The organism is Variovorax sp. 350MFTsu5.1, assembly GCF_048302515.1.
In the GTDB taxonomy this organism is placed as follows: Bacteria; Pseudomonadota; Gammaproteobacteria; order Burkholderiales; family Burkholderiaceae_C; genus Variovorax; species Variovorax guangxiensis.
In genome coordinates, this window is record NZ_CP157620.1 from 6,059,796 (window position 1) to 6,071,864 (window position 12,069).

Consider the following 12,069-nt stretch of genomic DNA (forward strand, 5'->3'; position numbering starts at 1 on the left):
AGCTGCTAGGCCTGCGCGAAGCCTTCGATCACGTTCACCGCGTTGACGCCCACCTCCGCCACCGCGTAGCCGCCCTCGAAGACGAACACCGTCGGCAGTCCGGCGCGTGCCAGGTCCTCGCCCATGCGCAGGTAGTCGTCGCTCTTCAGCCTGAAGCCGGAGATCGGGTCGCCCTCGAAGGTGTCGACGCCCAGCGAAACCACCAGCGCGCCGGCCTTCACTTCGGCGATGCGGGCCAGCGCGGTTCCCAACGCGGCGCGCCACGCGGTGAAGTCGGTGCCGCGCGGCAGCGGCAGGTTGTGGTTGAAGCCCTCGCCCCGCCCGGCGCCGCGCTCGTCGGCATGGCCCAGGTAGTAGGGATAGTCGGTCAGCGGATCGCCATGCAGGCTCGCGAAGTGCACGTCGCCGCGCTCGTAGAAGATGGCCTGGGTGCCGTTGCCGTGGTGGTAGTCGACGTCGAGCACGGCCACGCGTTCGACGCCCGCGTCGCGCAACGCCTGCGCGGCGACGGCAGCGTTGTTGAGGAAGCAGTAGCCGCCGAAGAAATCCGCGCCCGCATGGTGGCCCGGCGGCCGCGTGAGCGCGAAGGCGGCACGCTCGCCGCCGATGACGCGCTGCGCCGCGGTCCACGCGCATGCCGCGCCGTGGCGCGCCGCCGTCCAGCTGCCCGCCATCAGCGGCGTGCCCGCATCGAACGAGAACAGTCCCAGGCGCGCCGGAAAGCTCTTCGGCAGCACGTCGCTGCGCATGCCGCGCGTGGGCCAGTACGAGGGCAGCGCGTCGCGCGTCGCGTTGGACGGGTCGAGCGCCACCCACTCCTCCCACGCATGCGCGATGAAGTCCAGGTAGCGCGGCGCATGCACCTTGGCCAGCACCGCCTCGTCGAAGGCATCGGGCGCCTGCAGCGGGCCGATGTTCCTGCGCTCCAGCTCATGCCTCACATGATCGACGCGCGCGGGCACCTCGAAGCACGGCACGAGCTCGCCGCGGAACATCTCGACTTTGCCTTGGTGAAGAACGTGCTGGTCGTTGTAGATGGTGAGCATGAAGATGGAAGGCCGGTGCGGCTGTGGCGAAGCCGCCCATCATGCCGCACGCCGCAGCACCGCCCGGCGCCGCCCCGAGGCGGTGAGCCCGAACAGGTCCTTCGGGTCGTCGAGCTCCGGCACCAGCGCGATCTGCCGGCCGATGCCGCGCTCGGTCGCGATGCGCTGGATGTAGCGCAGCGCCGTGTAGTCCTCCAGCGCGAAGCCCACCGAGTCGAACAGCGTGACCTGCGCCGCGCTCTCGCGCCCCGGCACCTCGCCGAGCAGCACGCGCCAGAGCTCGTGCACCGGGAAGTCGGCGGCCACCTGCTGGATCTCGCCCTCGACGCGGGTCTGGGGCTCGTACTCGACGAACACGCGCGCCTTGCCGAGCACGCCGGGATGCAGCTCGGTCTTGCCGGGCGAATCGCCGCCCACCGCGTTGATGTGCATGCCCGGGTCGATCATGTCGGGCGTGAGCACCGTCGCGCGCCCCTGGTAGGCGGTGACGGTGGTGACGATGTCCGCGCCGCGCACCGCCTCGGCCACCGAACGGGCGCGCACGATCTCCAGCGGCGTGCAGGCCGCGAGGTGGCGCACCAGCTTGTCAGTGGCATGGGGGTCGATGTCGTACACCCGCACTTCCTCGATGCCCAGCAGCGCATGGAAGGCCAGCGCCTGGAACTCGCTCTGCGAGCCGTTGCCGATCAGCGCGAGGCTGCGCGAATCGGGCCGCGCCAGCGCCTTCGCGGCCATCGCCGAGGTGGCGGCCGTGCGCAACGCGGTGGTGAGCGTGAGTTCGGAAAGCAGCACGGGGTAGCCCGTGTCGACCTCGGCCAGCACGCCGAAGGCCATGACGGTCGGCAGCCCGACCTGCGTGTTGTGCGGATGCCCGTTGACGTACTTGAAGGCGTAGGCGCCGTCGTCGGCCACCGGCATCAGCTCGATCACGCCGAGGTGCGAATGGCTGGCCACGCGCGCCTTCTTGTCGAACTCGCGCCACCGCATGAAGTCGTCGCGCAGCGCGTCGGCCAGCGCGGTGAGGAACTGCGGAACCCCGGTCTCGTCCACCAGGCGGACCAGGCTGTGAACATCGATGAAGCGGGTCATGACATGGCTCCTTGCGTAGCCCCGCCGCGGCGCTTCATCCCATCGCATGTTTACTCCACCATGGCTGATTCAGGATGCGCCTGCGCCAAGGGTTGAGAGCCATTGTGCGCCTGCTCGCGAACCTTTGCGAGCCCTCTGCGGCTGCCGCCTTCAGTCGCTGCGGCGCTCCTCGATGCTGCGCTCCAGGAAGCGCCAGAGCCGCTCGTCCTCGCTGAAGGCGACGTTGAAGCGCAGCCAGCCGGTGGGGCGCGGGTTGACCAGGAACAGCTGGCCCGGGCCCAGCATGATTCCCTCGGCCGCGGCGCGCCGCGAGAGCTCGGCGCTGTCGGTGATGTCCGGATGCCGGGCCCACAGGTACATGCCGGCCGCGGGCTCATGAAACAGCTCGAAGCCCAGTCCCCCCAGCCGCCGCGCGACACTGCCGTGCGCCTGCGCGAGGCGCTCGCGCAGGGCCTTGAGATGCTTGCGCCAGCGGCCGTCGGTCACGGTGCCGAAGGCCAGGCGCTCGGTGATGTCGGACGATGTGAGGCCCGAGATCATCTTGAGCTGCGCCAGCTCGTCGAGCAGCTCGGGCTGCGCGATGACGTAGCCGACGCGGATGTTCGGCGAGATGGTCTTCGAATAGCTGCCCACGTACACCACGCGGCGCAGCTGCCCCAGGCTGGCCAGCGAGGGACGCATCGACGCGTCCATTTCGGCGTAGATGTCGTTCTCCACCAGCGTGAAGTCGTGCGCCTGCGCGAGTTGCAGCAGCTGCACCAGCTGGGGCAGCGAGGCCATGGAGCAGGTCGGGCTCTGCAGCCGCGGCTGCGTGAAGAAGGCCTTGGGGCGGTGCACCGCCAGCAGCGCTTCGAGCGCGGGCATGTCGTAGCCCGAGGGAGTGCGCGGCACGCCGACGATCTCCACGCCCAGGAAGCGCAGCATGTACATCAGGTTCGGATAGCCGGGATCGTCCACGAGCACGCGGTCGCCCGGCTTGAGCAGGCGGCGCGCGACGAGATCCAGCGCCTGGCTCGAGCCCTGGGTCAGCAGCACCTGGGCGGCCTCGACCACGATCTGCTGCTCCGAAAGCGCCTCGGCCGTCGCCATGCGCAGCGCCATGTGGCCGAAGGGCAGGCCGTAGCCGCCGATGTCGCTGCCTTCGGAGGCCAGGTGGCGCAGGCTGCGGCGCATGCCGTCCTCGAAGAGCCAGTCGTGCGGCAGCCAGCCGCAACCGGGCTTGAGTGGCAGGTTGCGGTTCTCGAAGATCTGCTGGAGATACCACCGCGCGTCGAAGCGGGGGTCCGCGCGGGGCGCGCTGGCCGTGCCGGCGGCGCTCTCCTCGCTGCGCCGCTTGACGAAGAAACCGGCGTTGGCCCGCGAGACCAGCAGGCCCTGCGCCACCAGCCGGTCGTAGGCTTCGACCACCGTGAAGACGCTGACGCCATGGGCGGCGGCGAAGGCGCGGATCGACGGCAGCTTGGTGTCGGCCTTGAGCTTCTGGGCGCCGATCAGACCGCGCAGCCCTTCCACGATCTGGCTCACCAGTGGCGTCGGCTGTTCGGGGCGAAGAATGAGCATCGGGGGTGTCTCCGGCGGTCCGGCCTGCACCATATTGAGGAAAGTATGTACAGGATACAAGACCAGTACAGTCCTCCGGACGACCGCTTCCGGTGTACATGGCCGGTCCGGATCGGGCGACCTAGAGTGCCGGCATTCCTTTCCTTCCAGCACTCAAGCACAGGTCGTCCCCCATGCAACGCGAACCCCACCTCAGCAACGCCGCCCTCATGACCCGCCGCAGCGCGGCCGTCGCGCGCGGTGTCGGCCAAGCCCATGAAATCTTCGTCAGCCGGGCCGCCAACGCCGAGCTCTGGGACGTCGAGGGCCGCCGCTACATCGACTTCGCGGGCGGCATCGCGGTGCTCAACACCGGCCACTGCCACCCGGAGATCACCGCCGCAGTCAAGGCGCAGGCCGAGCTCTATTCGCACACCTGCTTCCAGGTGCTGGCCTACGAGCCCTACGTGGAGCTGGCTGAGCGCCTGAACGCGCTGGCGCCCGGCGCGTTCGCGAAGAAGTCGGTCTTCCTGAGCACCGGCGCCGAGGCGGTGGAGAACGCGGTCAAGATCGCCCGCGCCCACACCCGGCGCCCGGGCGTCATCGCCTTCACCGGCGGCTACCACGGCCGCACGATGATGACGCTGGGCCTCACCGGCAAGGTGGCGCCCTACAAGGTCGGCTTCGGCCCCTTCCCGGGCGAGGTGTTCCATGCGCTGTACCCGAATGCGCTGCACGGCGTGAGCGTGGACGAGGCCCTGCATTCGGTCGAGCTGCTGTTCAAGAACGACATCGAGCCCGAGCGCGTGGCGGCCTTCATTCTGGAGCCGGTGCAGGGCGAAGGCGGCTTCTACGTGGCGCCCAACGACTTCGTCGAGGGCCTGCGCGCGCTGGCGGACCGCCACGGCATCCTGATCATTGCCGACGAAGTGCAGACCGGTGCCGGCCGCACCGGCACCTGGTTCGCCAGCGAGCAGTGGCCGGTGGCGCCCGACCTGATCACCACCGCCAAGTCGATGGCGGGCGGCTTCCCGATCTCCGGCGTGGTGGGCCGCGCCGAGGTGATGGACGCCCCCGCCCCCGGCGGCCTGGGCGGCACCTATGCCGGCAGCCCCATCGGCTGCGCCGCGGCGCTCGCCGTGCTTAAGGTGTTCGACGACGAGCAGCTGCTGGCGCGCAGCCGTGCGCTGGGCGAGCGGCTCATGGCCGGCCTGCGCCGCATCGCGGCGGGCGAGCCGTCCATCGGCGACGTGCGCGGGCTCGGCGCCATGCTGGCCATCGAGCTGTTCGAGGAGGGCGACACCGCGCGGCCCGACGCCGCGCTGACCCGCAAGGTGGTCGCGGAGGCGGCACGGCGCGGGTTAATCCTGCTGTCATGCGGCACCTACGGCAATGTAATTCGCGTGCTGGTGCCGCTCACGGCATCCGACTTGCTTGTGGACGAAGGCCTGGCGCTTCTCGCGGACAGCTTCGCCGCACTGCGCTGATCGACCGATCCTTTTCCTGAATCCTCCATGACCGCAGAACCCTTGGTGCGCTTCCAGCGCGTCCAGAAGACCTACGACGGCGAGCACCTGGTGGTGCGCCAGCTCGACCTGGACATCCACCGCGGCGAGTTCCTGAGCCTGCTCGGCCCTTCGGGATCGGGCAAGACCACCACGCTGATGATGCTGGCGGGCTTCGAGTCGCCGACCTCGGGAGAGATCCTGCTCGACGGCAAGCCGATCACCCGCACGCCGCCGCACAGGCGCAACTTCGGCATGGTCTTCCAGAACTACGCGCTGTTCCCGCACATGAGCGTGGGGCAGAACGTGGCCTATCCGCTCACCGTGCGCAAGGTGCCGAAGGACGAGCAGCAGCGCCGCGTGCAGCGCGCGCTCGACATGGTGCAGCTGCGCGGCATGGCCGACCGCCTGCCCGGCCAGCTCTCGGGCGGCCAGCAGCAGCGCGTGGCGCTGGCGCGGGCGCTGGTGTTCGAGCCCCAGCTGGTGCTGATGGACGAGCCGCTGGGCGCGCTCGACAAGCAGCTGCGCGAGCACATGCAGATCGAACTCAAGGACCTGCACCGCCAGCTGGGAGTTACCTTCGTCTACGTGACGCACGACCAGGGCGAGGCGCTCACCATGAGCGACCGCGTGGCGGTGTTCAACGAAGGCGTGATCCAGCAGTTGGACACGGTCGACCGTCTCTACGAAACGCCTTCCAACCGCTTCGTGGCCGGCTTCGTCGGCGACAACACCGTGCTCAGGGGCCAGCTGGGCCAACGCCAGGGTCATGGCGGCGAGCATGCCGAAATGACGCTGCCCGACGGCCGCGTGCTGCACGGGCTCAACGTGAGCGGCGCGGCTTCTGGCGCGGCCGTCGAGGCCTGCATCCGGCCCGAGCGCGTGGTGCTGCACCGCCGCACGGACGTGCAGCGCGCCAACATGCTCGAGGCCGAGGTGGCGCGCGTCATCTACTTCGGCGACCACCTGCGGCTGCTGTGCAGCGTCGGCGGCGGCCAGGCCGACGCCACCGTGAAGCTGCCGCTGGACGGCCTCGACGGCGCCGCCGCGCCGCGAGCCGGCGAGGCGGTGGTGCTCGAGTTCCCGACGGCGCATGCGCGCATCTACGCCCCCTGAAGCCGGCCTTCCCTTCCCCGATCGCTTTCCCCCTCGTTCCCGTTCATCACCCAGGAAGATTTCCACCATGAAAAAGACACTTCTCGCCTGCACCGTCGCCGCCAGCTTCGCCCTGCCGGCCCTCGCCCAGCAGCAGCTCACCGTGGTCAACTTCGGCGGCGCCAATGCCAACGCCCAGAAGAAGGCCTACTACGAGCCCTACGAGAAGACCGGCACCAAGATCGTCGCGGTCGAATACAACGGCGAGCAGGCCAAGATCAAGGCCATGGTGGAGACCAAAAAGGTCACCTGGGACGTGGTCGAGGTCGAATCGCCCGACGCGGCGCGCGGCTGCGACGAGGGCCTCTTCGAGAAGCTCGACTATTCCAAGATCGGCACCAAGTCCGACTTCCTGCCGGCCGCCGTCACCGACTGCGGCGTGGGCCTGTTCGTGTGGTCGACCGTGATGGCCTACAACGGCGAGAAGCTCAAGACCGCGCCCACGAGCTGGGCCGATTTCTGGGACGTGAAGAAGATTCCCGGCAAGCGCGGCATGCGCAAGGGCGCGCGCTACAACCTTGAATTCGCGCTGATGGCCGACGGCGTGAAGCCGGCCGACGTCTACAAGGTGCTCGGCACCAAGGAAGGCGCCGACCGCGCCTTCAAGAAGCTCACCGAGCTCAAGCCCAACATCCAGTGGTGGGAAGCCGGCGCGCAGCCGCCGCAGTTCCTGGTGGCCGGCGACGTGGTGCTGACCACCGTCTACAACGGCCGCATCGACGCGGCCAACCGTGAAGGCCGCGACCTCAAGATCTACTGGCCGGGTGGCATCTACGACCTCGACTACCTGGTGATCCCCAAGGGCGCGCCGAACAAGGAAGCCTCGCTGAAGTACATCCAGTTCGCGATGCAGCCCGCCAACCAGGCGGTGTATGCCCAGAACATCGCCTACGGCCCCACCAACACCAAGGCGCTGGCCTCGCTCAGTCCCAAGGTGCTTGCCGACCTGCCGACCTCCTCGACCAACGCCAAGGACGCGCTGCAGTTCAACGTCGGCTTCTGGGCCGACCAGGGCGAGGCGCTGGAGAAGCGCTTCGCGGCCTGGGCCACGCAGTAAACCGGCAGACGAACCAGCGAACGCGAAAGAGGCCATGCACGCGGCAACGTCTGTTCCCCCGGTTCCAGCGGAAGCGCCCCCCGGCGAACTGCGGCGCGCACTGGCGCGCGCCGAGGCCCGCCGCAAGTGGCGCGCCTTCGCGCTCACGGCGCCGCTGCTGGTGTTTCTTCTGCTGACGCTGCTGGTGCCCATCGTGGCGCTGCTGCAGCGCGCGGTGGAGAACCCCGAAGTGGCCAACGCGCTGCCTCGCACCGTGCGCGCGCTCGACGGCTGGAACCGCAAGGAGGCGCCCGCGCCGGCGGCCTATGCGGCCATCGCGGCCGATCTCGGACAGCTGCCCGACAGCTCCGACGCGGGCGCCCTCGCGCGCCGCCTCAACACCGAGATCGCGGGCGCCCGTTCGCTGGTGATGGGTGCCTTCAGGGCGCTGCCCATCGCCGGCACGCCGGAGGAGATCAAGGCACGCATGCTGGAGCTCGATCCGCGCTGGGGCGAAGCGCCGTACTGGCAGGCGATCGCCAAGAACGGCTCTCGCTGGACGCCCGACTACCTGCTCGCCTCGGTCGACCTGCGGCGCGACGTGGCCGGCGAGGTGGAGCGCATGCCCGCCGACCAGCGCGCCTTTGCAGGCATCCTGCTGCGCACCTTCCAGATCAGCGCCGTGGTCACCTTCTTCTGCCTGCTGCTGGCCTATCCGCTGGCGTGGTGGCTGTCGACGCTGCCGGCGCGCAAGGCCAACGTGCTGATGATCCTGGTGCTGGTGCCGTTCTGGACGTCCATCCTGGTGCGCGTGGCCGCATGGATCGTGCTGCTGCAGTCCGAGGGCCTGGTCAACCGCGGCCTGATGGGCATCGGCCTCATCGACCATCCGCTCGCGCTGCTGTTCAACCGCACCGGCGTGATCATCGCGATGGTGCACATCCTGCTGCCCTTCATGATCCTGCCGCTGTACAGCGTCATGAAGAGCGTGCCGCCCACCTACCTGCGCGCGGCCGTCTCGCTGGGCAGCTCGCCGCTGGCGGCCTTCTTCCGCGTGTACGTACCGCAGACCTACCCCGGCATCGGCGCCGGCGCGCTGCTGGTCTTCATCCTGGCGATCGGCTACTACGTGACGCCGGCGCTGCTCGGCGGCGCGGACGACCAGATGCTGAGCTACTACATCGCGCGCTACACCAACGTGGAAATCAACTGGGGCATGGCCTGCGCGCTGGGCGCCGTGCTGCTGGTCGCCACGCTGCTGCTGTACGCCGTGTACCGCCGCATCGGCAAGGCCGAGCTGAGCCTGGGCTGAGCAGCCACAAAGACAGGAGTCATCATGCTGAAGCTCCCCCAATTCCCGGCCTACGCCACCTTCGCCGACAAGCTCGGCTGGTGGCTGGTGCGCGCCGGCTGCGTCGCGGTGCTGGCCTTCCTGCTGGCGCCGATCCTGGTGGTGATTCCGCTGTCGTTCTCCGACAGTTCGTTCCTGGCGTATCCGATCCCGGGCTGGTCGCTGCGCTGGTACCGCAATCTCTTCGACTCGCCCGAGTGGGCGCGCGCGGCGCGCAACAGCTTCATCGTGGCGCCCGCCGCCACGGTGCTGGCCACCGTGCTGGGCACGCTCGCGGCGGTGGGGCTGTCGCGCACGAACTTCGCGTTCAAGGGCCTGCTCATGAGCGTGCTGATCTCGCCGATGGTCGTGCCGATCGTGGTGGTCGGCGTAGCCACCTACCTCTACTTCGCGCCGCTCGGTCTGGCCGACACCTACCTCGGCCTGATCGTGGTGCACGCGGCGCTGGGCGCGCCCTTCGTTCTGACCACCGTGCTCGCCACGCTGGCAGGCTTCAACCAGAACCTGGTGCGCGCGTCGCTGAGCCTGGGCGAGACGCCGTTGCGGACCTTCATGCGCGTCACGCTGCCGGTGATCGCGCCGGGCGTGATCTCGGGCGCGCTGTTCGCCTTCGCGACCTCGTTCGACGAGGTGGTGGTCACGCTGTTCCTCGCGGGGCCCGACCAGGTCACGCTGCCGCGCCAGATGTTCACCGGCATCCGCGAGAACATCTCGCCCACCATCGCCGCCGTGGCGACGCTGCTGATCATCTTCACCACCACGCTGCTGCTCGCGCTCGAATGGCTGCGCGGACGGCGGCGCTGAACACTCCATTCGCGCGATGCCCTCCACGACCCCGAACCAGCCGCTGGGCGGCAACACCATGCCGCGCTTCGCCGGCCCCGGCACGATGATGCGGCTGCCCCCGGCAACGTCGCCGGAAGGACTGGACGCCGCGTTCATCGGCGTGCCGCTGGACATAGGCACCTCCAACCGCCCCGGCGCGCGCTTCGGGCCGCGCCAGATCCGCGCCGAGTCGGCGCTGCTGCGCCCCTACAACATGGCCACCGGCGCCGCGCCCTTCGACCGGCTGAACGTGGCCGACCTGGGCGACGTGCCGATCAACACCTATTCGCTGGACAAGTCGCTGGCCATCATTTCGGCCTTCTACGACACGGTGCTGGCAGCAGGATGCGCCCCGCTGACGCTGGGCGGCGACCACACCATCGCACTGCCGATCCTGCGCGCGGTGGCGCGAAAGCACGGCCCGGTCGCACTGGTGCACGTGGATGCGCATGCGGACGTGAACGACGACATGTTCGGCGAGCGCATCGCCCACGGCACGCCGTTCAGGCGCGCCGTCGAAGAGGGCCTGCTGGCCTGCGACAAGGTCTGGCAGATCGGCCTGCGCGGCACCGGCTATGCGGCCGACGATTTCGACTGGCCGCGCGCGCAGGGTTTCACCGTGGTGCAGGCGCACGAGGTCTGGTATCAGTCGCTCGCGCCGCTGATGGCGCAGGTGCGCGAGCGCATCGGGCCCGCGCATCCGGTCTACATCAGCTTCGACATCGACGGCATCGACCCCTCGTTCGCGGGCGGCACCGGCACGCCCGAGATCGGCGGGCTCACCGTGCCGCAGGCGCTGGAGATCGTGCGCGGCTGCCGCGGCCTGAACGTTGTGGGCGCCGACCTGGTGGAGGTCAGCCCGCCCTACGACACGAGCGGCAACACCGCGCTGCTGGGCGCCAACCTGCTCTACGAAATGCTCTGCGTGCTTCCCGGCGTGCCCTTCCGCTGACACGGCCTCTGCCCGCGCAGGCCATTACCGGTTACCCATTCATTCATTCCTTCCGAGACAACACGAGAACATGGACACGAAGACTTCTCCCCTCGCGCTGCTGAACGACCCGACCCTGCTCAAGACCGATGCGCTGATCGCCGGCGAGTGGACGAAGGGCGCCAGCCGCTTCGACGTGAACGACCCGGCCACCGGCCGGAAACTGGTCGACGTGGCCAACCTCACGCGCGCGGATGCCGCGCACGCCATCGCCGCCGCGAACGGGGCGCTCGCCGCCTGGCGCGGCAAGACCGGCAAGGAGCGCAGCATCGTGCTGCGCAAGTGGTTCGACCTGCTGATCGCCAACACCGAGGACATCGGCCGCCTGATGACCGCCGAGCAGGGCAAGCCCTTCGCCGAGGCCAAGGGCGAGGTCGCCTACGGCGCGAGCTTCATCGAATGGTTTGCCGAAGAAGCCAAGCGCGTGAACGGCGAGGTGCTGCCGCAGTTCGACAACAACCGCCGCCTGCTGGTGATGAAGCAGCCCATCGGCGTGTGCGCGGCGATCACGCCGTGGAATTTTCCGCTCGCGATGATCACCCGCAAGGTGGCTCCGGCGCTCGCTGCCGGCTGCACGGTGGTCATCAAGCCGGCCGAGCTCACGCCGCTGACCGCGCTGGCCGCGGCGGAGCTGGCCGTGCGGGCCGGCATTCCGGCGGGCGTGCTCAACGTGCTCACGGCCGACAGCGCCAACAGCATCTCGATCGGCAAGGAGCTGTGCGAGAGCGACGTCGTGCGCCACCTGAGCTTCACCGGCTCCACCGAGGTGGGCCGCATCCTCATGAGCCAGTGCGCGCCGACGGTCAAGAAGCTGTCGCTGGAGCTGGGCGGCAACGCGCCCTTCCTGGTGTTCGACGACGCGGATGTGGATTCGGCCGTCGAAGGCGCGATTGCCAGCAAGTACCGCAACGCCGGCCAGACCTGCGTTTGCGCGAACCGGCTGTACGTGCAGGAGGGCATCTACGACGCCTTCGTCGAGAAGTTCGCGGCCAGGGTCAAGGCGCTCAAGGTCGGCAACGGCTTCGACGACGGCGTGGTGCAGGGCCCGCTGGTCGAGGACGCGGCCATCGACAAGGTGCAGCGCCACGTCGACGACGCCGTCGCCAGGGGCGGCAAGGTGCTGGCCGGCGGCCACAGGATGCAGGGCCAGTTCTTCGAGCCGACCGTCATCGCCGACGCCACGGCCGACATGCTGTGCGCGCGCGAGGAAACCTTCGGCCCCTTCGCGCCGGTGTTCCGCTTCAAGACCGAACAGGAAGGCATCGACGCGGCGAACAATACCGAGTTCGGCCTGGCGAGCTATTTCTACACGCGCGACGTGGGCCGCATCTTCCGCGTGGCGGAGGCGCTGGAGTACGGCATGGTCGGCATCAATGCCGGCGTGATCGCCACCGAGCACGTGCCCTTCGGCGGCGTGAAGCAGTCGGGCCTGGGACGCGAGGGCTCGCACCACGGCATGGACGACTACGTCGAGATCAAGTACCTCTGCCTGGGCGACATCCAGAAATAGGAAGAGAAGAAGAGGAAAGAAG

Annotated in this window: 10 protein-coding genes; 7 read left to right on the plus strand and 3 right to left on the minus strand. The window is 69.1% G+C overall.

Going from position 1 to position 12,069, the window contains the following annotated elements; genetic code table 11:
• Positions 1 to 5: 5 nt before the first annotated feature.
• The 3 genes from ABL843_RS27525 to ABL843_RS27535 form a co-directional block, all read right to left on the minus strand.
• Positions 6 to 1,046: a histone deacetylase family protein gene (locus ABL843_RS27525; protein WP_418118025.1), complete on the minus strand. Its 1,041-nt coding sequence runs from the start codon at positions 1,044 to 1,046 to the stop codon at positions 6 to 8.
• Between the two features lie 39 nt (positions 1,047 to 1,085).
• Complete coding sequence (locus ABL843_RS27530) at positions 1,086 to 2,135, minus strand: ornithine cyclodeaminase (protein ID WP_418118026.1); 1,050 nt, start codon at positions 2,133 to 2,135, stop codon at positions 1,086 to 1,088.
• Between the two features lie 150 nt (positions 2,136 to 2,285).
• The gene (locus ABL843_RS27535; RefSeq protein WP_418118027.1) at positions 2,286 to 3,695 is read right to left on the minus strand and encodes a PLP-dependent aminotransferase family protein; all 1,410 of its coding nucleotides are present in this window, start codon (positions 3,693 to 3,695) and stop codon (positions 2,286 to 2,288) included.
• A 173-nt stretch (positions 3,696 to 3,868) separates the two neighbouring features.
• On the opposite strand from ABL843_RS27535, the gene gabT reads away from it, so the two are divergent.
• The 7 genes from gabT to ABL843_RS27570 all read left to right on the plus strand — a co-directional run bounded on the left by gabT (position 3,869) and on the right by ABL843_RS27570 (position 12,047).
• Positions 3,869 to 5,161 carry a 4-aminobutyrate--2-oxoglutarate transaminase gene (gene gabT, locus ABL843_RS27540; protein WP_418118028.1) on the plus strand — a complete coding sequence of 431 codons (1,293 nt, stop codon included), beginning with the start codon at positions 3,869 to 3,871 and terminating at the stop codon, positions 5,159 to 5,161.
• 27 nt (positions 5,162 to 5,188) lie between these two features.
• Positions 5,189 to 6,295 (plus strand): ABC transporter ATP-binding protein, encoded by a 1,107-nt coding sequence (locus ABL843_RS27545; RefSeq protein ID WP_184640889.1) that lies wholly within the window; start codon positions 5,189 to 5,191, stop codon positions 6,293 to 6,295.
• A gap of 67 nt (positions 6,296 to 6,362) precedes the next feature.
• The gene (locus ABL843_RS27550; protein ID WP_184640890.1) at positions 6,363 to 7,391 is read left to right on the plus strand and encodes an ABC transporter substrate-binding protein; all 1,029 of its coding nucleotides are present in this window, start codon (positions 6,363 to 6,365) and stop codon (positions 7,389 to 7,391) included.
• Positions 7,392 to 7,425: 34 nt separating this feature from the next.
• Entirely contained in the window at positions 7,426 to 8,682 is a 1,257-nt protein-coding gene (locus tag ABL843_RS27555; RefSeq protein ID WP_126023724.1) for an ABC transporter permease, read from the plus strand.
• Between the two features lie 24 nt (positions 8,683 to 8,706).
• Positions 8,707 to 9,525 carry an ABC transporter permease gene (locus tag ABL843_RS27560; RefSeq protein ID WP_184640891.1) on the plus strand — a complete coding sequence of 273 codons (819 nt, stop codon included), beginning with the start codon at positions 8,707 to 8,709 and terminating at the stop codon, positions 9,523 to 9,525.
• Between the two features lie 16 nt (positions 9,526 to 9,541).
• Positions 9,542 to 10,498 (plus strand): agmatinase, encoded by a 957-nt coding sequence (gene speB, locus ABL843_RS27565; RefSeq protein ID WP_126023726.1) that lies wholly within the window; start codon positions 9,542 to 9,544, stop codon positions 10,496 to 10,498.
• Positions 10,499 to 10,568: 70 nt separating this feature from the next.
• A complete protein-coding gene (locus ABL843_RS27570; RefSeq protein WP_418118030.1) occupies positions 10,569 to 12,047 on the plus strand; it encodes an NAD-dependent succinate-semialdehyde dehydrogenase in 1,479 nt (492 codons plus the stop codon).
• The last annotated feature ends 22 nt before the right edge of the window (positions 12,048 to 12,069 follow it).